A 24,832-nucleotide genomic window follows, 5' to 3' on the forward strand; every position below is an offset into this window, starting at 1 on the left:
TGCGTCAAATGACACATTTACTTAATGATTTCGTCAGCAAAACCGCACAAAACGGTCATGAAAGGCGATTTTTTGTCATGTTTCTCAGGCTATTATCAGCGGGCAAAATTCTAAGACGATTCTTTCCAGGGATACATTATGTTAACAAAAATGCGCGTTTTATCTCAGGCCATTGGTCTGGGGCTGCTGGCAGGCAGTGCGTCATTCGCCGCCCATGCAGAAGTGACTGTGTTGAAGCAAGATCCTCAGGCTGGCGACCCGCTCAGCCGCCTGAACTTTACCGTTGGCGGCAGTATTCGTCCGCAGTTCAACAATATGACCGGCGCCAGCGATAACGGCTCTTACAAGCGTAACGGCTTCGATGGTGGCACCCGTTTCCGCTTTGCGGCGGATTACTACCTGTTTGATGACATTAGCTGGATCGGTTACTACGAGCTGGGCGTGAATATTCCGGCGGTGTTTGACTGGGATAATCATCACGCTGACGGCGCTAACAACACCAGCCGCCGTATGCTGTATACCGGTTTCAAAAGTAAGACCTGGGGCCAGATGACCTTCGGCCAGCAGAACAGCGTTTACTATGATGTGGTCGGCGCGAAAACCGATATCTGGGATTACGACATGCTTGCCCAGGCACCGGGCAACGGCATCAACGGCGACTACGATGGTTCATACCGTAGCCGTAAGATGCTGAAGTACAAAAACACCTTCGGCGCGGCTGACGTCTATGCGTCGTACCTGTTCAGCGATAACGAATACCTGCCGGGCAACGGCTTACGCTACAAGCGTCAGGGCGGCGGCTCGCTGGGTGTGGATTATCACCTGACCAAAGACCTGACCTGGGGCACCGCGTGGAACTACACCCGCGCAGAGATGCGTAACCCTGGCAACGGCGACAACAAAACCTACGATCAGAACATCTACGGCACTTCTCTGAGCTGGAAACCGGACAACTGGACCTTCAGCTTCGGCGGCGGTTACTACCAGAACTTCCTGACCACCAAGCAAGTTAACGTGAATAACTACTTCGCGGGCGATGCGTGGGGCATTGAATATCTGGCCGGTTACACCATCCCGGTGGGCCAGTACGCCCTGAAATCGGTGATGCCGTACTTTATGGGTGACCGTCTGGAGTACGTTAACGACCGCAACTATCAGCGCATCGATAACGGCGTCGGCGTGACCTTCCAGCTGGATTACGGCTTCCGTGTTGACTACGAACACGTCTTCACCTCCAGCACCGACAACCTGGGTGATATGAACCTGGTCCGTCTGCGTTACGACTTCTAATTCGCTGTAAACCGTGACCTTATTCACGGTTCAGGCAGACTCTGAGCGCCCCTGCATTTGCACGGGCGCTTTTTTTTTCGCTGAGGCGCGTTTGGGTTAGGATGGGCAACTCGCTCCTGATGACGGGAGAGTCCGATGCGATGGAGGCAGTGTGAATCAACTCAAGGCAGGTTCAGAAGCAGTGGCAGGCAGCGATCGTCCATTTTATGACGACCGGCTGACGCCCTATATTGAAATCGATGCGCAACGGCTTACGCGTAATTTACAGCAGATGCAGCAGCGCGCCGCGACGGGGAACGTCCGGCTCCGTCCTCATGTGAAAACCCATAAAAGCGTGGCGATCGCACAACAGCAGATTGCGCTGGGCGCGGTCGGCATCACCGTGTCGAAACCCAGTGAAGGCGTGGTGTTTATCAACGGCGGCGTGCGCGATGTGCTGCTGGCTTACCCGGTGGTACTGGCTGAAAGCGTCAGCGCGCTGTTTGCCTTGGCCGCCAGCAACGGCTGCAAACTGGGGGTGATTGTCGCCAGTCAGGCCGGCGTGGCGGCTATCGCGCAGGCCGCAGCGGCGGTCACTTCGCTGGATTTATCGGTGTGGATCAAGGTTGATGTCGGGCTTGGACGGGTTGGGGTCAATCCGGAAGGCGACGAAGCGTTGCAGCTGGCCCACGCGGTGCAAGCCGCCGGCCTGCACTTTGCCGGGCTGGTCTCTCATGCCGGACATGCCTATGGCGCACAGAACCCGCAGCAGATGGCGGCGATCGTGCAGGCAGAAGCCCAGTGTATGCAGGGACTGCGCCAGCGCCTGCATCAGGCCGGATTTACGCATTGCGCGCTGTCCGTCGGTGCAACGCCGTCGATCCTTGGTGCGCCGTTGCCTGAAGGGTATGACGAGATCCGTCCCGGCAATTACGCCTTATGCGATCTTACCGGGTTGCGCCTGCAGCTGTGCACGCTGGATGAGGTGGCCATCAGCGTGGTCGCGCGGGTGGTGTCGGTAAACGATCGCTACGCCATTATTGATGCGGGCTCAAAAGCACTCAGTTCTGACAAGGGTCCGCACGGAACTGGTGCAGCCGATTTTGGTCTGGCGGTTAATGCGCTGACGGATCGGCAGTATCGCGTCGAAAAATTATCGGAAGAGCACGGCTTTATTCCACATTATGGCAATACACCGCCGCTCGGCAGCCTGATGCGCGTTTTCCCCAATCACTCCTGCGCGGTAATGGCACAATTTACGCAATTTGTGATGAGAAACAGCCATGGCACGGCGGAAATCATCAATATCGATGCGCGCGGCATGTTTCTGTAAAAATATGGATCGGATATTGCACTGTCTCCTTCATAAATGATGACAGGCCATGGAGACCGCATGATTGCGCCATTTTCACCGATCGCCGAACTGGCCGCCGCGTTACGTCGCGGCGAGCTGAGCTGTGAAGAGATTGCGGAATTTTATCTCGCCCGCATCGCCCGTTATAACGACAGGCTCAATGCGTTTGTCACGGTGTTTGCGCAGACGATGCTGACGGCAGCGCAGGGGCAGGATCTGTTGCTGAAAGCCGGCGTCGATCTTGGGCCGCTACAGGGGATGCCACTGGGCATTAAGGATCTGCTGCACTGGCGGGGCACGCCCTGCAGCGCCAGCTCCCGTCAGCTGCCGGACAGCCGCTCAACCCATACCGCGCCTGCGGTAACCCGGTTGCTGCAACACGGCGCGGTGATTGCCGGAAAAACCCAGCTGGTGGAGTTTGCCTTTGGCGGCTGGGGGATCAATCAGAATGCCGGCACGCCGTGGAATCCCTGGGATTGCGAGGTGCATCGCGTACCGGGCGGATCCTCCAGCGGATCGGCGGTGGCGGTGGCGGCGGGCTTAGTGCCGGCGGCGATCGGCACCGATACCGGCGGCTCGGTGCGTATTCCCGCCGCGCTGAATGGCCTGGTGGGCCTGAAGCCCACGCAAAATCGCATCAGCCGCGAAGGCTGTATTCCGCTCTCCACCACGCTGGATTCGATTGGTCCGTTAACCCACACGGTGGCCGACGCGGAGCTGATTTACCGCAGTATGAGTGGCGATACGCAGCGCCTTGCGGTGGCGGACACGTTAAAGGTGGCGTTTATTGAGCCGGATACGCTGGGCGCGGCAATCGACCCAGAGATTGTCGCCGCGCTGGAAAAGACCCAGAGACGGCTGAGCGAGGCGGGAATATCGGTCACCCGCATTAAGCTGCCGTTCTCATGGACCGGGCTGAGCGCCCGCAGCGGGGAAATTATTTCGGCGGAAGCCTGGGCCTGGCATCGCGAGATGATGACCAGCCACCGCGATCGCTACAATCCGTTAACGGCGGAGAAGCTGCTGCACGGGGCGGCGATCAATAAAGAGAGCTTCGAAGGCCTGTTACGCCAGCGTGAGCAGCATATCGGGCAGTTCCATGAGTTGATGGACGACTGGGATATCCTGCTGATGCCAACGCTGACCATCACCGCCTGCCCGGTTGACGAGGTGGATGAGCAGCAGGCCACGCTGGCGCTGCTGACCCGTGCGGTGAACTATCTTGATGGCTGTGCGATTACCCTGCCGGTGGCGCTGAGTGCTGAAGGGATGCCGATTGGTGCGCAGCTGGTGGCCAACTACCACCATGAGTCACAGCTGCTGGCGATGGCGCACCGGCTGGAATCGCTGACCGGCTGGCATCAACAGCCCGCTGGCTGGGAATAATCGTCGGCGCGCTTGCCGGACAAGCGTGCCGTCAGTTTACAGATCGCCGGTCATATACTGCGCCACGCCGTTGCCAAAGCTCCAGTCGCCTTTGCCGTTGGTGATAAAACTGATCATCACGTCGCTGCCCAAAATGCCACAGCTCTCTTTCAGCTCACGGCACAGTTCGGCCATAAAAAACTGCTTCTGCTCATCGCTGCGCGGGCTGGTAAAGACGCGCACCATCACCAGATTATCAGTACGGGTCAGACCCAGTCCGGTATCTTCAAACACCATCTGATACGCTTTGTTTTCGTGAACAATCTGGTAGCGATCGCGCGCTGGCACCTTAAACGCCGCCAGCACCGCGCGGTGCGCTGCGTCCAGTAAGGTTCTCATCTCCGATTCTGAACGGCCCTGAATCACATCGAATTGCAGTAATGGCATTGGTTTATCCCCTGAAAACAGTCAATTGAGCCGGATGGCTGCGGCTTATCTGAGGTTCACTTTACGGGGATTATGAGACGGGAAAAAGCGCTATACTTGAATTGATTATTTACTATTGTGAACAATAACCATGAAAGACGTAAAGACCGACGCGCTGTGGATCCATCTGCACTGGCTGACGGTGCTGGCAGAGCAGGGGAGCTTTACCCGGGCTGCCGAGCGCCTGGAGGTCAGCAAAGCGGCGATGAGCCAGAAAATTAAAGAGCTGGAGCATCTGGCGGGCGTGCCGCTGGTTACGCGTACCACCCGCAGCCTGCGGCTGACCAGTGCCGGTGAGAAGCTGGTGGAAGAGTTACGCCAGCCTTTTGCGCAGATTGAACAGAGCTTTTTCAGCGTGCGTGACTCGGCGGGGCCGTTACGCGGCCTGGTGCGGGTGACGGCGCCGGTGGCATTTGCCCGCCAGCAGCTGGTGCCGCATATCACCGCCTTTCTGCGCGAGCATCCACAGGTGCGTGTGCAGCTTGAGGTGTCCGACCGACTGGTATCGCTGGCCAGTGAAGGCTTTGACCTCGCTATCCGCCACAGCGATACCCTGCCCGAAACCCATGTGGCGCTGCCGCTGTGTGCCACGCATGCGCAGGTGGTTGCTTCCCCGGCGTATCTTGCGCAGCACGGCTTCCCGCAAACGCCGCAGGCCCTGAGCGATCATCAGTGTCTGTATTACCCGCGCGGCACGGAGATGCCACGCTGGACCTTTGCCTCACGCCAGGCGGGAGAAGAATCGGTGACGGTGAACGTCAGCGGGCCGTTTGCCACCAATAACAGTGAATCCATTCGCGATGCGGCGCTGGACGGGCTGGGCATCGCGCTGCTGCCGGACTTCAGCGCCCGCGCGGCCTTAAGCGAAGGGCGGCTGGTGGAGGTGTTGCCAGACTGGCAGACGGTGGGCGCCTTTGCCGGGATGCTGTACGTGGTGCGCCCGTGGTCTGCGCAGGTGCCGCGCGCGGTCAGCGGCTTTATTCACTGGCTGCGGGCGGCGTTTGAGCAGTGATCTTGCTCGCAAAAACAGAACTGATATTTCATATTTATCTATTTTGGAAAATAGTAATCAATTAAGCTGAAGGCCTCGTTTCCCGCTCACGGAGAGTCCGATGTCCAGCGTTCCCAGCCTTGAAACCCTGCTGCAGCAGGAGCAACTTGTTCGTCTGACCCAGTTCAGCTTTGATGATGCCTGGAAAGTGGGTGAGCTGATCCGCCAGCGCGCCTCACAGGAAAACTACCCGGTGGCGATTGAAGTTTATGCCTTCGGTCAGGTGTTGTTCTGCGCCGCGCTGCCGGGTTCCAGCGCCGAAAATCTGGAGTGGATTGCCCGCAAGCGCAACAGCACCCTGCGCAACGGTCATGCCTCTTTATACACCGGCGAAGTGAATGAAGCGGCCGGCACGCGGATGGAAGCGATGAATTATATGGATCCTGAGCGCTATACCGACCACGGCGGCAGCTTCCCATTACTGCTTACCGGTGGCGGGATTATCGGTGCGGTGACGGTCAGCGGACTGCCTTCCCATGAGGATCATGCGCTGGCGATGTGGGGGATCCAGCAAGTTTTGTAACCTTTTCCCGCAAAACTTGACGACGTTATGCGCTACCTTTAAATGAAACGTTCATTTTACTGGAGGTGTGTATGACGTCGGCCACTCGCTATGGTTTGATCGCAGTGGATAAGCAGGGCAGCAACGTGCTGTTCCTCAATCCTGAGACCTTTGCCGTAGAGCAGGAGCTTAATGCTTTCCCTCCGCGTCCCCACGAGTTACTGATCCTGCCGCAGCAGCATAAAGCCTATGTGCCGATCTTTGGTGATGGCATCCACGGCGATAATCCCCATCCCGGCCACAAGATTGCGGTGATCGATCTGATCTCCCGCCAGGTCAGCGGATTTATTGATGTCAGCCCGCTGGAGTCGCCGCATACTTCGCGGCTGGCAAGCGATGGCTATGTCTATCAGTGCTGCGAAAACAGCGCGACGATCCTGGCGATCGACCCCAATACCGATAAGATCGTCAGCCAGATTGCGGTGCCTTCGCACAATACCCATCGCCTGACCATCCTGCCTTCCGGCCGTAAGCTGTTTACCGACAACGAAGAAGATGCCTCGATAACCGTGGTGGCGCTGGAAAACGGCAAAGGTCAGGTGGTGGACAATATTGCGATGCCGGGACCGATAAACGGGATTGCGGCGTCGCCGTGCCATCCGGCGATCGTTGCAACCGATGGCGACCAGCCGCGTCTGTATGTGCTGGATGCGGAAAGCCATCAGCTTATCCGCACCTTGCCGCTCACCGGCCACCAGAAGGCGTCACAGATTGTCCGCTTCAGTGAGGATGGCTCTTTGCTGGTGGTGATTGGCGATCAGGAGCCGGTGATCAGCCTGTTTGACGGCGAGCTGAATCCGCTCGGTCAGGTGGCTGTCGGCAATAAGCCGATGGACGGCTGTTTCAGCCCCGACAACCGCACGCTGCTGATTGCTAACGAAGATGATGGCACCCTGAGCGTCATTGATATTGCCAGCCTGTCCGTGACCGCCACGCCGTCTGTCGGGCGAGGTTGTGAAGTATTGAGCTATTATGCGTTAGCAGAATAAACGCGGCATTTGGAAGAGAAGATAACCAGTGAGTGAGATCGACGAGCATAATATTACCGATATTCTGGCACCGGGCCTGCGGGTGATTTTTTGCGGCATCAATCCGGGAAAATCCTCCGCCCATAAGGGCTTTCATTTTGCCCATAACGGCAATCGCTTCTGGAAGACCATCTGGCAGGCGGGATTCACCGTCAGGCAGCTGAAGCCGGAAGAGGAGATGCAGCTGCTGGAGACCGGCTGCGGCATCACAATGCTGGTGGAGCGGCCTACCAAAGAGGCGACCGAGCTGTCCGGCATGGAGCTGCGTGACGGCGGCAAAGCGCTGATTGAGAAAGTGCTGCAGTACCAGCCTGATGCGCTGGCGGTGCTGGGCAAGCAGGCTTACCAGCAGGCGTTCCGGGTCAGTAAGGTGGAGTGGGGCAGGCAGCCGCAAACCATTGGCGACACCGAAGTGTGGGTGCTACCCAACCCCAGCGGGCTGAACCGGGCGTCTCAGGAGCAGCTGGCGGCCGCTTACCGCGAGTTGGATACCGCCCTTGCGGCACGAGGCCGTTAGGACGCTGCCCGGCTTCAGGCATAAAAAAAGCCCCTGCATGCAGGGGCTTTTTTACTGGCGCTTAGGGAACGATTAATCGTCCAGGAAGCTGCGCAGCACTTCAGAGCGGCTCGGATGACGCAGTTTACGCAGCGCCTTCGCTTCAATCTGACGAATACGCTCACGGGTTACGTCAAACTGCTTGCCGACTTCTTCCAGCGTGTGGTCGGTATTCATATCGATACCGAAACGCATACGCAGTACTTTCGCTTCACGCGCGGTCAGGCCAGCCAGCACATCGTGCGTGGCAGAGCGCAGGCTCTCGGAGGTCGCGGAATCCAGCGGCAGCTCCAGCGTGGTATCTTCGATGAAATCACCCAGATGCGAATCTTCGTCATCACCAATCGGCGTCTCCATAGAGATAGGCTCTTTAGCGATTTTCAGCACCTTACGGATTTTATCTTCTGGCATCAGCATGCGTTCGGCCAGTTCTTCCGGCGTCGGCTCGCGACCCATTTCCTGCAGCATCTGGCGGGAAATACGGTTGAGTTTGTTGATGGTCTCAATCATATGCACCGGAATACGGATGGTGCGCGCCTGGTCAGCGATGGAGCGGGTGATAGCCTGACGGATCCACCAGGTGGCATAAGTTGAGAACTTATAACCGCGGCGATATTCAAACTTATCAACGGCTTTCATCAGACCGATGTTACCTTCCTGAATCAGATCCAGGAACTGCAGACCACGGTTGGTGTACTTCTTGGCAATCGAGATAACCAGACGTAAGTTCGCTTCAACCATCTCTTTCTTCGCACGGCGGGCTTTCGCTTCACCGATAGACATACGACGGTTGATGTCCTTAACCTGCTCGATGGTCAGGCCGGTTTCTTGCTCAATCTGTCCGAGCTTCATCAGGCCGCGCTGCACGTCATCGGCGACGTCTTTCAGCTTCTCAGACCATGGCTTGTTCATTGCCAGCGCGGCTTTGAACCAGGTTTCGCTGGTTTCGTTGCCGGTGAACAGGGTGATGAAGTTCTTCTTCGGCATTTTGCAGATTTCAACACAGAACTTCATGATCAGGCGCTCTTGCGTACGAACGCGATCCATCATGATGCGCATGCTGTTGACCAGGAAGTCGAACTGCTTCGGCACCAGGCGGAACTGCTTGAAGACGTCAGAAAGATTCTGGATCTCAGCGGCGGCATCAGCGTGGCTGCGGCCTTTAGCTTTGATAACGGTACGCGCTTTCTCGTACTGAACACGCAGGTCGTTAAACTTCTCGCGCGCCAGTTCCGGGTCGATGCTGTTGTCATCTTCCGCGTCGTCTTCGTCTTCTTCTTCTTCGTCGTTGTCGTTACGTTCTGCTTCAGAAAGCTCAGAGCCCACGTGGGTAGCGGTAGGGGCAATTTCTGCTTCAGCGTTAGGATCGACAAAGCCGGTGATCATGTCTGACAGGCGTGCTTCGCCCGCTTCAACACGGTCATACTGTTCCAGCAAATAGGTAATAGCTTCCGGATATTCGGCAACGGAGCACTGAACCTGGTTGATACCGTCTTCGATACGCTTAGCGATGTCGATTTCGCCTTCACGCGTCAGAAGTTCAACGGTACCCATTTCGCGCATGTACATACGCACCGGGTCAGTGGTACGCCCGATTTCAGATTCAACGCTGGACAGCACCTGAGCGGCGGCTTCGGCGGCATCTTCGTCAGTGTCGCTGCTGTTTTCGTTGAGGATCAGATCGTCGGCATCAGGCGCTTCTTCTACAACCTGGATGCCCATGTCGTTGATCATCTGAATGATGTCTTCGATCTGATCGGAGTCGACGATATCTTCCGGCAGATGGTCATTGACCTCGGCATAGGTCAGATAGCCTTGCTCTTTACCACGGGTGACAAGAAGCTTAAGCTGTGACTGCGGGTTTTGCTCCATAAGACGGTATCCACACTTCTGTTAAATTAGATTGGTGTCGGTCGGCTAACAAGCCAACAATAACAGTGAGGGCGTTGGATTTATGCCGCTGCCCATCCAAGCGGCTGCCAGGCTCGACCTGGCGGATTATCGGCACTTAAGCCGCAGTGTTCTTTACATATTCTGTATGGAAGCTATCTGGCTTATCTATTTGATCGCTGGTAGTGCTCGCGTTCAAACTGACGTCGCCGATATACGCTTCACAAATTCGGCAATATAACTTATTTCTTGGCTAAGGCCTGGCTCAGCGTCCAGAACTCGCGGCGTTCTTCCGAGTTCAGGCCATGTGTGCGGTCGCGCGCAATCAGCTCTTCGAGCCGGCGTTCCAGCGCCGCGTCATACATGCTGGCCAGGGAGTCCTGAAACATGGTTTCCACTTCATCTTCTACGATCATGTGGTTCCATGTGGCCAGAGTTTCAAGGCTCTGGCTAAAATTTGTTCCACGGTACAACTCTAGTAGCTGTCCGGTGGTCAGGCCAGGATGAGCTACGCAAGTGCTCACTAACTCCACAAAAAGTGGGAATCCGGCCAGATCTGACGCTTCTAATCCTTCCAGCGGCGGCACGGTAGTCGCCAGCGCCGGATTCTGGATCAGCAGTCCAATCAGTATACGCATGGTTGTGCGTTTTAGCTGGGGCTGCTGAGGAGGCCGGGCTTTCTCGCCCAGCTTCGGCATCAGCTTATCCAGCTGGCTGTCGTCCAGAATGCCCAGCTTGTTGCCCAGCTCCTGACGCAAATAAATGCGTAACGTTTCGCCCGGCACCTGGGTAATCAACGGCAACGCCAGGGTGCTCAACTGCGCGCGACCATCTGGCGATCGCAAATCAACCTGCGGCAGTAAAGAGTCAAACAGGAACGCGGAGAGCGGCATCGCCTGCTCCATCCGGGCTTCAAAGGCCTCTTTACCCTCTTTACGCACCAGCGTATCCGGGTCTTCACCATCAGGCAGAAACATAAAGCGTAGCTGACGACCGTCATTCATGTAAGGTAATGCGGTTTCCAGCGCGCGCCAGGCCGCTTCACGACCGGCCCGGTCGCCGTCATAACAGCAAATAACCGTGTCGGTGGTGCGGAACAGCAGCTGAATATGCTCCGGTGTGGTCGAGGTTCCCAGCGAGGCAACGGCATAATCAATGCCAAACTGCGCCAGCGCCACCACATCCATATAGCCTTCAACCACCAGTAGCTTCGCCGGTTCGGGATGATTCTTTTGCGCTTCATACAGGCCGTATAACTGACGACCCTTATGGAAAATATCGGTTTCGGGGGAGTTGAGGTATTTCGGCATCCCGTCGCCTAACACGCGACCGCCAAATCCTATTACCCGCCCGCGCTTGTCGTGGATCGGGAACATCACCCGTTCGCGAAAACGATCGTAACTGCGGCCCTGGTCGTTGGTGACCAACATGCCCGCATCGATTAACGACTGGCGATCGTCCTGATTGCGACCGAAGCGCTTCAGGGCGTTATCCCAGCCTGCAGGGGCATAGCCGATAGAAAAGTGCTTGATGACAGCGTCACTCAGTCCGCGATTGGCAAGATACTCGCGTGCACCTGAAGACTGACTCTGTGACAACGCCTGCTGATAAAACTCATTCAGGCCGCCCATCAATTGATAAAGGCTCTGACGCTGATGACGCTCTAACTGGCTCGGGCCGGTTCCGCTTTCGTACGGCACTTCTAATCCGTACAGCGTCGCCAACTCTTCGATGCTTTCCACAAACTCCAGACGATCGTAGTTCATCAGGAAGTCGACAGCATTGCCGTGGGCGCCACAGCCGAAGCAGTGGTAGAACTGTTTCTCACCGTTCACGGTGAAAGAGGGGGTTTTTTCGTTATGGAAAGGACAGCACGCGTGGTAGTTCTTGCCCTGCTTCTTCAGCTTTACCCGTGCATCGATGAGGTCCACGATGTCCGTGCGCGCCAGCAAGTCATTGATAAATACACGTGGAATTCGTCCAGCCATAGGCCCCGGTTTATCAGTGCATAAACGAGAACAAGCCGCGCATTCCTTTCGGAAAGCACGGCCTTCTTAACTACTACTTATCTGTAAAACGTGAGGGCGAACCCCCAACGACTAGTACAGACGAGTGCGGCGTGCGTTTTCGCGAGCCAGTTTCTTCGCGTGGCGTTTAACTGCTGACGCTTTAGCGCGCTTACGTTCGGTAGTCGGTTTTTCATAAAACTCACGACGACGAACTTCAGCCAGAACGCCTGCTTTCTCGCAAGAACGCTTGAAGCGACGCAGTGCTACGTCAAATGGCTCGTTTTCACGTACTTTAATTACCGGCATGTAACTCTCACCTCGATAAAATCGGTTTTGTTGCTGACGTCGGTGCCAGCTTGTTTCAAAATGGTGCGGAATTTTACTCCAACACAGGCAGCGTTGTAAAGCACCATAGCATTAACTTACCAACAGATGCGCCTGTGCCACTGCCGGTTTTTTCAGGCCAAGGAGTATACATCAAAGGGAAGGCGCTCGCGAAAATATTTTCCCCAGCTTTTTCAGGGAGTCACGTTTTTCGTTGCAAAATTGCCGAATGGCAGCGGCCTTCATGGTACACTGCGCGCCGCCAGAATGAGGTAAATAAAGTCATGCGTGTGCTCGGAATTGAAACATCCTGCGATGAAACCGGAATCGCCATTTACGACGAAACCGCCGGTTTGCTCGCCAATCAACTTTACAGCCAGGTCAAACTGCATGCCGATTACGGCGGTGTGGTGCCGGAACTGGCGTCGCGCGATCACGTGCGTAAAACCGTACCGCTGATCCAGGCGGCGTTAAAAGAAGCCGGATTGCAGGCCAAAGACATTGATGCGGTGGCCTATACCGCCGGTCCCGGTCTGGTCGGCGCGCTGCTGGTCGGGGCCACTATCGGCCGTTCACTGGCCTTTGCCTGGGATGTGCCGGCGATCCCGGTTCATCATATGGAAGGCCATCTGCTGGCACCGATGCTGGAAGATAATCCGCCGGAATTCCCCTTTGTCGCCTTGCTGGTATCGGGTGGTCACACTCAGTTAATCAGCGTGACCGGCATTGGTGAATACAGCCTGATGGGCGAGTCAGTGGACGATGCGGCAGGCGAAGCCTTTGATAAAACCGCCAAGCTGTTGGGGCTGGATTATCCTGGCGGCCCAATGCTGTCGAAAATGGCTCAGCAGGGCACCGAAAAGCGCTTTATCTTCCCGCGTCCGATGACCGATCGCCCTGGGTTGGATTTCAGCTTTTCCGGGCTGAAAACCTTTGCGGCCAACACCATCCGTGAAAACAGCGATGACGATCAGACCCGTGCTGATATCGCCCGTGCCTTTGAGGATGCGGTGGTTGATACGCTGGCGATCAAATGCAAGCGCGCGTTGGAGCAGACCGGTTTTAAACGTTTGGTGATTGCCGGTGGCGTCAGTGCCAACCGCACGCTGCGCAGCAAAATGGCGGAGGTGATGAAGGCGCGCGGTGGGGAAGTGTTTTATGCGCGACCGGAGTTCTGCACCGACAATGGCGCGATGATTGCTTACGCGGGTATGGTGCGGATGAAAGGCGGAACGCGGGGCGAGTTGAGCGTGACAGTACGTCCGCGCTGGCCGCTGGCGGAACTGCCTGCAATCCAGGCGTAGTGTTCCACTCTGCCATCATCAGCCGGTGATGGCAGAGGCGTTACGGATGACGCAATAAACCCTTCAATGCCCGCCCGGGCGATGGCTTTGCCCGGCGTTCTCAGGCGTCAGGTTTCTTCTTTTTTTTCTTCCAGATCTTCGATTCCTGCCCACGCCACAGACGCTGAATATTGTCGTGATGACGCAGCAGCACCAGACACGAGAGCATGGCGACCGGGAAGGTCAGCTGGGGTTTGAACCACCAGACGTAGAAGGGGGCAATCAGTGCGCTGATAATCGCGCCAAGGGAGGAGTAGCCGCTCAACAGCACGGTCAGCAGCCAGGTCCCGGTCATCAGCCCGGTTAAGTCCCAGCCAATCGGCGCAATGGCACCAAAGGCTGTCGCCACGCCTTTTCCGCCTTTAAAGTGGAAAAACACCGGATAGATATGACCGAGGCAGGCGGCAATGGCGATGAGGCCGAGATAGAGTGGCGAAACGCCATAGTGATAAGCCAGCCAGACCGGCAGCATGCCTTTCAGAACATCAAACACCAATACCATCGCTGCAGGGGTTTTCCCGCCAATACGCAGCACATTTGTCGTACCGGGATTACCGGAACCATTAAGTCGCGGGTCCGGCAGTCTGAACAGTCGGCAAACCAGGATCGCGCTGGAAATGGAGCCGCACAGATACGCGAAAAGAATCATACCAAGCGCGAATACACTCATAACACCGTTCCATCCAGTAGGGGTCGTTTTGTTCTCGTCATCCGTGGATAATACGCATAATCCGCCGGAAGTGGTATCCGGCAACCACAAAAACAGAGACGGCCATCATGGATATTGTATTTATTGAACAACTCACGGTCATAACCACCATTGGTGCTTTCGACTGGGAACAAACCATTCAGCAGAAGCTGGTGTTCGATGTCGAAATGGCCTGGGACAACCGCAAAGCCGCCGCCAGTGATGATGTGAACGACTGCCTGAGCTACGCCGACGTCTCTGAGACCATTATTAATCACGTTGCCGGTGGCCGTTTTGCGCTGGTTGAGCGCGTGGCGGAAGAAGTGGCTGCCTTGCTGCTGACCCGATTCAACTCTCCCTGGGTGCGAATTAAGCTCAGCAAGCCAGGCGCAGTGGCCCAGGCAGCCCAGGTCGGGGTGATCATCGAACGCGGGACTAATCCGAAATAAACCCAATGTGATTGCCATCACGGTGAAACCAAACCACATTATGCTCTGTCTTAAGGTTGGCCTAACTCAACCTGGGCAGAATTTGGCGGTAGCGATAAGCAACCGCCTTTTTAATGTTTTTTATACGGATAGGGGTAGATTGGATGGCAGATATTCATCAGCTATGGGTGGCAGCAATACTCGGCATTGTTGAGGGGCTTACGGAGTTTCTTCCGGTCTCCTCCACCGGGCACATGATCATCGTCGGTCATTTGTTAGGATTTGAAGGCGACAAGGCGGACACCTTTGAGGTTGTTATCCAGCTTGGTTCAATCTTAGCTGTCGTAGTGATGTTCTGGCGTCGACTGTTTGGTTTAATCGGCATTCATTTTGGCAAGGTGCCGCACGAAGGCACGGGCAAAGGTCATCTGACGCTTATCCACATCCTGTTGGGCATGGTGCCCGCTGTCGTTATCGGTCTGATTTTCCACGACAAAATCAAAGAGCTTTTCAATCCGATTAACGTGATGTACGCGTTGGTTGTCGGCGGCGTGCTGCTGCTGGCGGCAGAATACCTGAAGCCTAAAAATCCGAAAGCGGTCGGCGTGGATGATATGACCTATCGTCAGGCGTTCGTGATCGGCTGCTTCCAGTGTCTGGCGCTGTGGCCGGGCTTCTCCCGCTCGGGCGCGACCATTTCAGGCGGTATGCTGATGGGCGTGAGCCGTTATGCGGCTTCAGAGTTCTCCTTCATCCTGGCCGTGCCAATGATGATGGGGGCGACCGTGCTGGATCTCTACAAGAGTATTGGCTTCCTGAGCATGGCCGATCTGCCGATGTTTGCCGTCGGCTTCCTGACCGCATTCGTGGTCGCGCTGATTGCCATCAAGGTGTTCCTCAACCTGATTAAGCGCATCTCGTTCGTGCCGTTTGCGATTTACCGCTTTATTGTGGCCGCTGCGGTCTACATGATCTTTGTGTAGTTAAGCGTGCTTTGCCCCGGAGTCGGCCTGCTCAGGCCGCTTCGGGACCTTAATCCTGCTGTTGCTTCCACTGTTCCAGCGCGGCAATGCGCCGTCTGTTCAGCTCTTCCCTGACTTCCATACCCTTAAATCCGGCTGCCACCACCTCCCTGGTCGACACGCTTAACACCACTTCAAACGCATGACGCAGATAATCACCCTGCGGATACGCATTGCTCTCAAAACCGGTGCGCCCACGAGCATCCGCCTCGCTGGTCAGGGCAATTTGCTCCACACGCTGAGGCTTACGCCAGGCATCGATGCGATCAAACAGCGCCACCAGGGTTTCGGCGCTCTGACGTTCCACGGTGTGCACCAGATCGTGAAATTCAGTCACCAGCAGGGCGAGATCGCGAATCGCATTCGGCACCCGCAGACGCTGGCACACGGCGGCAACCAGCGGGACGCCGGCCGGGCCGTGACCGTGATGGCTCGGCCACTTCTCAGGTGGCGTGAGCGCCTTGCCGACATCGTGGAACAGGGTGGCAAAGCGGACAGCGATATCCGGGCTAAGCTGAGCGGCAATAGCCAGCGTCATCAGCGTATGAATGCCGGTATCGATTTCAGGATGCCATTTGGCCGGCGCGGGCACGCCGTAGAGATTGTCCAGCTCCGGGAACAGCACCGCTAAAGCACCGCAGTCTCTCAGCACCTGGAAGTAGACCTGCGGGTTGCGGGTTTCCAGCGCCTTTTCCGTCTCCTTCCACACCCTTTCTGGCGTCAGCGTGTTCAACTCGCCGCTCTCTGCCATCCAGCGCATCAGCGCCTGGGTCTCTTCCGCCACCACAAAATTCAGATGGGCAAAACGCGCGGCAAATCGCGCCACGCGCAGCACACGCAGCGGATCTTCGTTAAAGGCCGCGGAAACATGGCGCAACAGACGCTGATCAAGGTCCGCTTTGCCACCGTAGGGATCGTATAAGCGGCCCTGTTCATCCTGGGCAATGGCATTGATGGTCAAATCGCGGCGCTGTAAATCCTGCTCAAGCGTCACATCCGGGGCGGAATAGCAGACAAAACCGGTATAGCCACTGCCACTTTTGCGCTCGGTGCGCGCAAGCGCGTACTCCTGATGGGTTTCAGGATGCAAAAACACCGGGAAGTCACGGCCAACCTGCTCGTAACCCTGGCTGAGCATCTCTTCCGGAGAGGCGCCCACCACTACCCAATCTTTGTCTTTGACCGGCAGATTTAACAGTGCGTCGCGTACCGCGCCACCGACAAGGTAAGTCTTCACTACCACGCTCCTGAGTTAAACGTTTCCGTCATCATACTAGATGTGGTGATCCTCTCCCACCTTTGCGGGTCAGGTTTGCTGAATGACAGGCACGACAAAAAGGGCATCAATGGATGCCCTGATGCTGACCGGTGAAGGGTTAGTTCATCCAGCGATCTTTCTTTTTACGGCTCGGGATCATATGCGGTAACAGCAGACCCAGCAGCAGGCCGACACCGGCCACGCCGCCGCCGTACATAAACCACTGCATAATGATGGTGCGCTGCTTATCATCAAGCTGAACGTTGGCGGCACTCACTTTTTTCTGTGCCACAACCAGTTCGTTTTTCAGCTTTTGATTCTCGTCCTTCAGGCTGTTGATGGCGCCATCGCTACCGGCCACTTTCTTCTGCATCTCGGCGGTGCGCTGGTTCCAGCTGCCATCAATGTTTGCCAGCTTGTCAGTCAGGTCTTTGACCTGCTGTTCCAGCTGCGGCACGCGGGTACGCAGGCTTGGCTGCTGGCTCAGCTGGGATTCCGGGATCCAGGTGGTGCGGCCGTTTGAGTCGCGGATCTGTGCATAATGCGTGCTGTCATTCGATTGCAGCAGCTGGACTTCTTCGCCAGCATTCAGGGTGCCGACAAGGCGGAAATTGTCACCGGGACCACTGCGAACCCAGGTGGAAAGTTCGTCGGAGATATAGCGTTTTTCTTCGGCATGAACGGATGCTGCTACGCTAAAAGTCAGTAAAGTGAGGCCAATAAGCTGAGTTTTTTTCATTCGATGTCTTTTTTACATGGATCCTGGACAAAAGTAATGGAACAGTCTGGAGCTGGCTCGCAGAAAGCTGAATGAGAACTTTCCTGGTCTCAGCGCTCTGCGAGGGCCGACGCGAGCAGACGCGAAATAGAGAAGAAAGCCAAGACAGCCACGGCGATTCTGCATTACTCTTCACGTCATATCTGGCCACCGTGTGCCCCATTGATGAAATGAGCGGCAAAATCGCGCCAAAAGCCCTTTACCGTACCGCTAATTATCTGGTTAAGAAAATATGACCATCGAAATCGAATTAAAGTTCATCGCGACCTCCGACGCCGCCGAAAAATTGCCTGCACAGCTGGCAAACTGGCCGCATCAGCACTCTGCACCGCAGAAACTCACCAATATCTACTTCGAAACGGCCGACGGCCAGTTGCGCGGTTGGGATATGGGGCTGCGCATTCGTGGCTTCGGCGACAGCTATGAAATGACGCTGAAGACAGCAGGGCAGACCATTGGTGGCCTGCATCAGCGCCCGGAATACAATGTGGCGCTTGCCAAACCCGAGCTGGATATTGCTCTGTTGCCAGCAGATATCTGGCCGCAAGGCTGCGATCTGGCCGCGCTGCAGCAGCAGTTGCAGCCGCTGTTCAGCACCCATTTCGTTCGTGAAAAGTGGGTGGTTACTTACCGGGAAAGCGAGATTGAAGTTGCGTTTGATCGCGGCGATGTCACCGCCGGTGAGCTGAGCGAGCCGCTGAATGAAATTGAGCTGGAACTGAAATCCGGTGAACGTGATGATCTGTTGGCCTTTGCCGCTGAACTGGCAAATATGGGCGGACTGCGTCTGGGGAGCCTGAGCAAAGCCGCCCGTGGATACGCGCTGGCCAAAGGCAATCCAACCCGCGAACTGCGCCCGCTGAAAGTAATGAAGGTGGCACCGAAAGCCACGGTAGAGCAGGCGATGCTGGCGGCGTTCACCCTGGCGCTGAGCCAGTGGCAGTATCACGAAGAGCTGTGGCTGCGTGGCAACCGCGCGGCTCAGCATGAAGTGCAGCAGGCGCTTGAAACCCTGCGCCAGACTTTCTCCCTGTTTGGTTCACTGGTGCCGCGTAAGGCCAGCAATGAGCTGCGTCACTCCTTAACCGGGCTGGAAGAAGCGCTGCGGGAAGATGATGTTAAGGCCGACGCTCTCTGTTTCAGCACGCTCTCTCTGGATACCCAGTTAGCACTTACTAACTGGATTGTAACCGAGCGCTGGCGCGGGTTTATCGACGCGAAAGGCGATGCCAAGCTGCAGGGATCGTTCAAACGCTTCTGCGACATTATGCTCGGCAGAATTGCCGCCGATTTGAAAGAAACCTTCGGCGATGTGCGTCAGATGAATGAGTATCAGGATAAATTGACCCGCCTGCATCGTCAGCTGCTGGCCGCCCGTTTACTGTCCGGTGGCTACGACGCTGAGACGGTCGATGCCTGGATGCAAAGCTGGCAGCAGCTGGCGCAGGCGATCGAAAGCGGTCAGGAAATCTGGCTGGAAGGTCATTGTCGCCAGGCGGTTAAGCAACCGGCCTTCTGGAAAAACGGCACCGTCTGAGGTCGTTCGCCGCGTTAAGAGAATAGAGAGAATTTACGCTGCTCACAGGGAGTTTTTATGTCGCCATCGCTTACTCAGACCCTGCCGCCGCTGCTGGTGGCACAGGCCCAACAGCTCAGCCCGACATGGGGAGAACTGAGCGCCGGACAGCAGGGCGTGCTGGCCTTCAGTGATTTTGTGCAGGACAACCTGGCACGCCATCCTGACTGGTGGCAATCGCTGCAGGAGCAGGCGCCCGCGCCGGACGAGTGGCGGCACTATCCGGCCTGGTTGGCTGAAAAGCTGGCAGGTGTGGCGGATGAAAATGCCCTGATGCGTGAACTGCGCCTGTTCCGGCGGCAGATGCTGACGCGTATTGCCTGGATGCAGACGCTGGCAACCAGCAGTACGCAAGACTCTCTGAAGCAGCTAAGCGAACTGGCAGAAACCCTGATTGTCGCCGCCCGTGACTGGCTCTGGCTGGCCTGCTGCCGTGAATTCGGCACGCCGGTCAATGCCGCCGGTGAGCCGCAGCCGCTGCTGATCCTCGGCATGGGCAAGCTGGGCGGCGGCGAGCTGAACTTCTCTTCTGATATCGACCTGATTTTCACCTGGCCGGAAAATGGCACCACCACCGGCGGACGCCGCGAGCTGGATAATGCCCAGTTCTTCACGCGGCTTGGCCAGCGTCTGATCAAAGTGCTCGATCAACCGACGGTCGACGGCTTCGTCTATCGCGTGGATATGCGGCTGCGGCCCTTTGGTGACAGCGGCCCGCTGGTATTGAGCTTTGCCGCGTTGGAAGATTATTACCAGGAGCAGGGACGCGACTGGGAGCGCTATGCGATGGTCAAAGCGCGCCTGATGGGCGGGACGGACGATCGCTGGAGCCAGGAATTACAGCAGATGCTGCGGCCCTTTATCTACCGCCGTTACATCGACTTCAGCGTGATCCAGTCGCTGCGAAATATGAAAAGCATGATCGCCCGTGAAGTCCGGCGGCGCGGCCTGACCGACAACATCAAGTTGGGCGCAGGCGGCATCCGCGAAACGGAATTCATTGTGCAGGTGTTCCAGCTGATCCGGGGCGGGCGTGAGCGTTCGCTGCAGCTGCGTGCGCTGTTACCCACCTTGCAGGCCATTGGCGAGCTGAATTTGCTGCCTGGCGAACAGGTCGGGCAGCTCAGTGAGGCCTATCTCTATCTGCGTCGTCTGGAAAATCTGCTGCAAAGCATCAATGACGAACAGACCCAGACGCTGCCGGCGGACGCGTTAAACCGCGAGCGTCTGGCCTGGGCGATGGGCGTGGAGAACTGGGCTGCGCTGACCCGCCAGCTTGAGGGCCATATGGCCGCGGTGCGCGCAATTTTCGATGACCTGATTGGCGATGACACCCCGGAAACCGGCGGCAATAAAGAAGCCGATGATTATGGCGTGCTCTGGCAGGATCGGCTGGAAGAGGCCGAGCTTGCGCCGCTGGTTCCCCACCTTGAAAGCGAGGCGCGTCAGCGTTTGCTGCAAACCATCAACGACTTCCGTCAGGATGTGGATAAACGCACCATTGGCCCGCGTGGACGGCAGGCGCTCGATCAGCTGATGCCGCGTCTACTGAGCGAAGTCTGCCCGCGCGATGATGCTGCCGTTGCCTTAAGCCGCCTGACGCCGTTGCTGCTGGGCGTGGTAACGCGAACCACCTATCTGGAGCTGCTGACCGAGTATCACGGCGCGTTAAAGCACCTGATCCGCCTGTGTGCGGCGTCGCCAATGGTGGCCAGCCAGCTGGCGCGCTATCCGTTATTGCTCGATGAGCTGCTCGATCCGGCCACGCTCTACCAGCCGACCGCCACCGATGCCTACCGTGATGAGCTGCGCCAGTATCTGCTGCGCATCCCGGAAGAGGATGAGGAGCAGCAGCTGGAAGCGCTTCGTCAGTTTAAGCAGGCCCAGCATCTGCGCATTGCGGCGGCAGATATTGCCGGCACGCTGCCGGTGATGAAGGTCAGCGATCATCTGACCTGGCTGGCAGAAGCGATGATCGAGCAGGTGGTCCAGCAGGCCTGGCAGATGATGGTGCAGCGTTATGGTCGTCCTTCGCACCTGACTCAGCTTCAGGAACGCGGGTTTGCCGTGGTGGGTTACGGCAAGCTGGGTGGCTGGGAGCTGGGCTACAGCTCGGATCTGGACCTGGTGTTCCTGCATGATTGCCCGGCCGATGCGGTGACCGACGGCGAGCGCAGTATTGACGGCAGGCAGTTCTATCTGCGTCTGGCCCAGCGTGTTATGCACCTGTTCAGCACCCGCACTTCGTCCGGCATTCTGTATGAAGTGGATGCGCGGCTGCGTCCATCCGGAGCCGCAGGCATGCTGGTCAGTACTTTCGACGCCTTTGATGAATACCAGCGTAATGAAGCCTGGACCTGGGAGCATCAGGCGCTGGTCCGCGCCCGCATCGTATTTGGCGAGGCGGCGCTGAGCCAGCGTTTTGATGATATCCGCCGTGGCATCCTGTGCCTGCCGCGTGAGGCCGATAAGCTGAAGATCGACGTGCGCGAGATGCGCGAGAAAATGCGCGCGCACCTTGGCAATAAGCATAAAGGGCGCTGGGATCTGAAAGCCGATCGGGGCGGCATCACCGATATTGAATTCATTACGCAATACCTGGTCTTACGCTATGCCGCCAGTGAACCGAAGCTGACCCGTTGGTCCGATAACGTGCGCATTCTGGAACTGATGGCCAATAATGACCGGATGAGCAGCGAAGAAGCGAAGGCGCTGACCCAGGCTTACGTCACGCTACGTGACGCGCTGCACCACCTCGCGTTGCAGGAGTTGCCGGGGCATGTTTCGCCGGATGCTTTCAGCGCGGAGAAGAGCGTGGTTAACAACAGCTGGCTGCACTGGTTCGGCAGTTAATCTGCTGCTTGCCCGGGTTTGCAAGCGATAGCGTGTAAGATTACGGGTGAATGTGCGGGATTGTCAGCTTGTGCTATCATCCCGCGCACTATTTTTGACTTCAGCCTGGAGTGTCTGGAATGAAAATTACGCTGCCCGATTTTAACCGTGCAGGTGTTCTGGTTGTTGGCGACGTGATGCTGGATCGCTACTGGTACGGCCCAACCAGCCGCATCTCCCCTGAAGCCCCGGTTCCGGTAGTAAAAGTGGATAACGTTGAGGAGCGTCCTGGCGGCGCGGCTAACGTGGCGATGAACATCGCCTCACTGGGCGCCGGCTCACGTTTGGTGGGATTGACCGGTATTGATGATGCCGCCCGCGCGCTGGACGCCAGCCTGAGTGGCGTTAACGTGCAGTGTGACTTCGTTGCGGTTGCCACCCATCCCACCATTACTAAGTTGCGCGTTCTGTCGCGTAACCAGCAGCTGATCCGCCTTGATTTCGAAGAAGGTTTTGAAGGCGTCGATCCTGAGCCGCTGCATGAGCGTGTTCGTCAGGGCCTGCCTAAAGCGGGCGCGCTGGTGCTGTCTGACTACGCCAAAGGGGCGTTGGCCAGCGTAGAAACCATTATTAAGATCGCCCGCGAGGCCAATGTGCCGGTACTGGTCGATCCGAAAGGCACTGACTTTGAGCGTTACCGCGGCGCCACCATTCTGACGCCAAATCTCTCTGAGTTTGAAGCCGTGGTCGGCAAATGTGCGGACGAAGCCGAGATTGTTGAGCGCGGTATGGCGCTGATGGCGCAGTTCGATCTGTCAGCCTTGCTGGTGACGCGTTCAGAGAACGGCATGACGCTGCTGCAACCGGGCAAAAAGCCGTTCCATCTGCCGACTCAGGCACAGGAAGTGTATGACGTGACCGGTGCCGGTGATACGGTGATTGGCGTGCTGGCGGCGGCGCTGGCGGCGGGCAATACGCTGGAAGAGAGCTGCTTCCTCGCCAACGCGGCGGCGGGTGTGGTGGTCGGTAAGCTGGGGACCTCTACCGTGTCGCCGGTTGAACTGGAAAACGCCATCCGTGCACGTCCGGAGTCGGGTTTTGGCGTAATGGATGAAGCGCAGCTGAGAGAAGCGGTCGCGCTGGCTCGTCGTCGCGGTGAGAAAGTGGTGATGACCAACGGCTGCTTCGACATTCTGCACGCTGGCCACGTTTCCTATCTGGCCAACGCCCGTAAGCTGGGCGATCGCCTGATTGTTGCGGTTAACAGCGATGCCTCGACCAAACGGCTGAAAGGCGAAACCCGTCCGATCAATCCGTTGATCAACCGGATGATTGTGCTGGGCGCGCTGGAAGCGGTCGACTGGGTGGTGCCGTTTGAAGAAGACACGCCGCAGCGGGTGATTGCTGATGTGCTGCCAGACCTGTTGGTGAAAGGCGGAGACTACAAGCCGGAAGAGATTGCGGGCAGTGTTGAAGTTTGGGCTAACGGTGGCGAAGTGCGGGTGCTGAATTTTGAAGATGGCATCTCCACCAGCAAAATCATCGAAGCGATTAAAGCGAAAGACTGACCGCGGTCAGAAAGAAAAAGGGGCGATCTGAGATCGCCCCTTTTTTTGGCCTGAAACCAGAGAATTACTGCATATCTTCGGTTTTAATCACGTCTTTTGGCGCTGCGTCGGTACCGCGGCTTTCCAGCTCGGCCAGACGTTGCTCCAGCGCAGCCAGCTTTTCACGGGTGCGTAATAACACCTGAGTTTGCACATCAAACTCTTCGCGATTGACCAAATCTAAACGGGTCAGCTGCGATTGCAGCGTCTGACGGATTTTTTTCTCAACATCGTCGCCGAACTCACGGATGCCTTTTGGCATGGATTCGTGAACCTGACGGGCGAGTTGTTCAATTTTTTTGGGGTCAATCATAGCGGCTTCCTGGTAGCGGCAAAGTTTCTTTAAGTGTAATGCGATAATCCGAAAGGATAAACCAGAAATAAGCAAAGCAGAAAAATGCCAAACTAAAGGCACATTTTGTTCGTTGCCCTGGCTTTTTATCGGCGTTATAGTAAGCAGGCTTATTCTCAGGGCGGGGTGTAATTCCCCACCGGCGGTAAATCGGCGTCATGCCGAAAGCCCGCGAGCGCTTCAGACCTCCCGGTTTGAAGGTCAGCAGACCCGGTGTAACTCCGGGGCCGACGGTTAAAGTCCGGATGGGAGAGAGTAACGTATCAGGCCGGGCTTTGCCCGCCGCGCCGTTATTTTTTGTCACTGCATGACACTCCTAAGCACGCCCTGATTCTGGTAACCCATACATTTTATAAGGTTTTATTACCATGAATCAGACGCTACTTTCTGAATTTGGCACGCCTGAAGAGCGTGTAGAACGTGCTATCGCTGCCTTGCGCGACGGGCGCGGTGTGATGGTCCTGGACGATGAAGATCGTGAAAACGAAGGTGACATGATCTTTGCCGCCGAAACCATGACCGTTGAGCAGATGGCGCTGACCATTCGCCACGGCAGCGGCATTGTCTGCCTTTGTCTGACGGAAGAGCGTCGTCGTCAGCTTGAGCTACCAATGATGGTCGAAACCAATACCAGTGCTTATGGCACCGGCTTCACCGTCACCATTGAAGCGGCAGAAGGCGTGACCACCGGCGTTTCGGCGAAAGATCGCGTGACCACCATCCGTGCGGCTATCGCCGACGATGCCAAACCTTCTGACCTGAATCGTCCTGGCCATGTGTTCCCACTTCGCGCCAGCGAAGGCGGCGTGCTGACGCGCGGTGGTCATACTGAAGCAACTATCGATCTGGTGACGCTGGCCGGCTTCAAACCGGCGGGTGTGCTGTGTGAACTGACCAACGATGATGGCACTATGGCGCATGCGCCAGAAGCTATCGTGTTTGCTAAGCAGCAGAATATGCCGGTTGTGACCATCGAAGATTTGGTGGCTTATCGCCGTAGCAACGAGTCTCGTCAGGCCAGCTAATTGCCCGACGATGAAAAAAACCGGGTGCC

22 protein-coding genes and 1 riboswitch are annotated in these 24,832 nt (G+C 56.8%); of the genes, 14 read left to right on the forward strand and 8 right to left on the reverse strand.

The annotated features are described in order from the left end of the window. The first annotated feature begins 138 nt into the window (after positions 1–138). From ACXKZG_RS03240 to ACXKZG_RS03250, 3 genes are all read left to right on the forward strand, one after another. Positions 139–1,290 (forward strand): porin, encoded by a 1,152-nt coding sequence (locus ACXKZG_RS03240; RefSeq protein WP_013203902.1) that lies wholly within the window; start codon positions 139–141, stop codon positions 1,288–1,290. 151 nt (positions 1,291–1,441) lie between these two features. After that, positions 1,442–2,602 (forward strand): alanine racemase, encoded by a 1,161-nt coding sequence (locus ACXKZG_RS03245; RefSeq protein WP_488875688.1) that lies wholly within the window; start codon positions 1,442–1,444, stop codon positions 2,600–2,602. A 60-nt stretch (positions 2,603–2,662) separates the two neighbouring features. Next, a complete protein-coding gene (locus ACXKZG_RS03250) occupies positions 2,663–4,009 on the forward strand; it encodes an amidase (RefSeq protein WP_488875689.1) in 1,347 nt (448 codons plus the stop codon). A gap of 36 nt (positions 4,010–4,045) precedes the next feature. Here the strand turns inward: ACXKZG_RS03250 and ACXKZG_RS03255 are convergent, their stop codons facing one another. Next, positions 4,046–4,435: a tautomerase family protein gene (locus tag ACXKZG_RS03255; protein WP_013203899.1), complete on the reverse strand. Its 390-nt coding sequence runs from the start codon at positions 4,433–4,435 to the stop codon at positions 4,046–4,048. 130 nt (positions 4,436–4,565) lie between these two features. On the opposite strand from ACXKZG_RS03255, the gene ACXKZG_RS03260 reads away from it, so the two are divergent. The 4 genes from ACXKZG_RS03260 (at position 4,566) to mug (ending at position 7,632) form a co-directional block, all read left to right on the forward strand. Next, positions 4,566–5,486 (forward strand): LysR substrate-binding domain-containing protein, encoded by a 921-nt coding sequence (locus ACXKZG_RS03260; protein ID WP_134822779.1) that lies wholly within the window; start codon positions 4,566–4,568, stop codon positions 5,484–5,486. 100 nt (positions 5,487–5,586) lie between these two features. Continuing rightward, positions 5,587–6,048: a heme-degrading domain-containing protein gene (locus ACXKZG_RS03265; protein WP_013203897.1), complete on the forward strand. Its 462-nt coding sequence runs from the start codon at positions 5,587–5,589 to the stop codon at positions 6,046–6,048. 71 nt (positions 6,049–6,119) lie between these two features. Next, the gene (locus ACXKZG_RS03270) at positions 6,120–7,076 is read left to right on the forward strand and encodes a YncE family protein (RefSeq protein ID WP_265909649.1); all 957 of its coding nucleotides are present in this window, start codon (positions 6,120–6,122) and stop codon (positions 7,074–7,076) included. Positions 7,077–7,113: 37 nt separating this feature from the next. Then, positions 7,114–7,632: a G/U mismatch-specific DNA glycosylase gene (gene mug / locus ACXKZG_RS03275; protein ID WP_488876218.1), complete on the forward strand. Its 519-nt coding sequence runs from the start codon at positions 7,114–7,116 to the stop codon at positions 7,630–7,632. Positions 7,633–7,704: 72 nt separating this feature from the next. Here mug and rpoD read toward each other — a convergent pair whose 3' ends face one another. The 3 genes from rpoD to rpsU form a co-directional block, all read right to left on the reverse strand. Continuing rightward, a complete protein-coding gene (gene rpoD / locus ACXKZG_RS03280) occupies positions 7,705–9,543 on the reverse strand; it encodes an RNA polymerase sigma factor RpoD (RefSeq protein ID WP_013203894.1) in 1,839 nt (612 codons plus the stop codon). Between the two features lie 260 nt (positions 9,544–9,803). Further along, positions 9,804–11,549, reverse strand: coding sequence for a DNA primase (gene dnaG, locus ACXKZG_RS03285; protein WP_013203893.1), 1,746 nt, complete (start codon positions 11,547–11,549; stop codon positions 9,804–9,806). A 111-nt stretch (positions 11,550–11,660) separates the two neighbouring features. Then, positions 11,661–11,876 carry a 30S ribosomal protein S21 gene (gene rpsU, locus ACXKZG_RS03290; protein WP_001144069.1) on the reverse strand — a complete coding sequence of 72 codons (216 nt, stop codon included), beginning with the start codon at positions 11,874–11,876 and terminating at the stop codon, positions 11,661–11,663. A 302-nt stretch (positions 11,877–12,178) separates the two neighbouring features. On the opposite strand from rpsU, the gene tsaD reads away from it, so the two are divergent. Beyond that, positions 12,179–13,198, forward strand: coding sequence for a tRNA (adenosine(37)-N6)-threonylcarbamoyltransferase complex transferase subunit TsaD (gene tsaD, locus ACXKZG_RS03295; protein ID WP_013203892.1), 1,020 nt, complete (start codon positions 12,179–12,181; stop codon positions 13,196–13,198). A gap of 100 nt (positions 13,199–13,298) precedes the next feature. On the opposite strand, the gene plsY is transcribed toward tsaD, so the two are convergent. Then, positions 13,299–13,907 carry a glycerol-3-phosphate 1-O-acyltransferase PlsY gene (gene plsY / locus ACXKZG_RS03300; protein WP_013203891.1) on the reverse strand — a complete coding sequence of 203 codons (609 nt, stop codon included), beginning with the start codon at positions 13,905–13,907 and terminating at the stop codon, positions 13,299–13,301. Positions 13,908–14,014: 107 nt separating this feature from the next. Between plsY and folB the strand changes: the two genes are divergently transcribed. Continuing rightward, the gene (folB, locus tag ACXKZG_RS03305) at positions 14,015–14,374 is read left to right on the forward strand and encodes a bifunctional dihydroneopterin aldolase/7,8-dihydroneopterin epimerase (RefSeq protein ID WP_013203890.1); all 360 of its coding nucleotides are present in this window, start codon (positions 14,015–14,017) and stop codon (positions 14,372–14,374) included. A 143-nt stretch (positions 14,375–14,517) separates the two neighbouring features. Beyond that, positions 14,518–15,336, forward strand: a complete 819-nt coding sequence (gene bacA, locus ACXKZG_RS03310; RefSeq protein WP_013203889.1) for an undecaprenyl-diphosphate phosphatase — start codon at positions 14,518–14,520, stop codon at positions 15,334–15,336. Between the two features lie 49 nt (positions 15,337–15,385). On the opposite strand, the gene ACXKZG_RS03315 is transcribed toward bacA, so the two are convergent. Next, positions 15,386–16,612: a multifunctional CCA addition/repair protein gene (locus ACXKZG_RS03315; RefSeq protein WP_346567178.1), complete on the reverse strand. Its 1,227-nt coding sequence runs from the start codon at positions 16,610–16,612 to the stop codon at positions 15,386–15,388. Between the two features lie 139 nt (positions 16,613–16,751). Further along, entirely contained in the window at positions 16,752–17,372 is a 621-nt protein-coding gene (locus ACXKZG_RS03320; protein ID WP_013203887.1) for a TIGR04211 family SH3 domain-containing protein, read from the reverse strand. A 271-nt stretch (positions 17,373–17,643) separates the two neighbouring features. Here ACXKZG_RS03320 and ACXKZG_RS03325 point away from each other — a divergent pair, with 271 nt between their 5' ends. The 3 genes from ACXKZG_RS03325 to hldE all read left to right on the forward strand — a co-directional run bounded on the left by ACXKZG_RS03325 (position 17,644) and on the right by hldE (position 23,387). Next, a complete protein-coding gene (locus tag ACXKZG_RS03325) occupies positions 17,644–18,948 on the forward strand; it encodes a CYTH domain-containing protein (protein WP_013203886.1) in 1,305 nt (434 codons plus the stop codon). Between the two features lie 57 nt (positions 18,949–19,005). Further along, entirely contained in the window at positions 19,006–21,840 is a 2,835-nt protein-coding gene (gene glnE / locus ACXKZG_RS03330) for a bifunctional [glutamate--ammonia ligase]-adenylyl-L-tyrosine phosphorylase/[glutamate--ammonia-ligase] adenylyltransferase (RefSeq protein WP_488875690.1), read from the forward strand. 119 nt (positions 21,841–21,959) lie between these two features. Continuing rightward, complete coding sequence (gene hldE / locus ACXKZG_RS03335; protein ID WP_338573525.1) at positions 21,960–23,387, forward strand: bifunctional D-glycero-beta-D-manno-heptose-7-phosphate kinase/D-glycero-beta-D-manno-heptose 1-phosphate adenylyltransferase HldE; 1,428 nt, start codon at positions 21,960–21,962, stop codon at positions 23,385–23,387. Positions 23,388–23,451: 64 nt separating this feature from the next. Here hldE and ubiK read toward each other — a convergent pair whose 3' ends face one another. Further along, a complete protein-coding gene (gene ubiK / locus ACXKZG_RS03340; protein WP_013203883.1) occupies positions 23,452–23,739 on the reverse strand; it encodes a ubiquinone biosynthesis accessory factor UbiK in 288 nt (95 codons plus the stop codon). A gap of 147 nt (positions 23,740–23,886) precedes the next feature. Then, positions 23,887–24,039, forward strand: a riboswitch (FMN riboswitch). A gap of 107 nt (positions 24,040–24,146) precedes the next feature. On the opposite strand from ubiK, the gene ribB reads away from it, so the two are divergent. Beyond that, positions 24,147–24,803 carry a 3,4-dihydroxy-2-butanone-4-phosphate synthase gene (gene ribB / locus ACXKZG_RS03345; protein ID WP_013203882.1) on the forward strand — a complete coding sequence of 219 codons (657 nt, stop codon included), beginning with the start codon at positions 24,147–24,149 and terminating at the stop codon, positions 24,801–24,803. Positions 24,804–24,832: the final 29 nt, after the last annotated feature.

This window comes from Erwinia sp. 2186 (assembly GCF_057812255.1).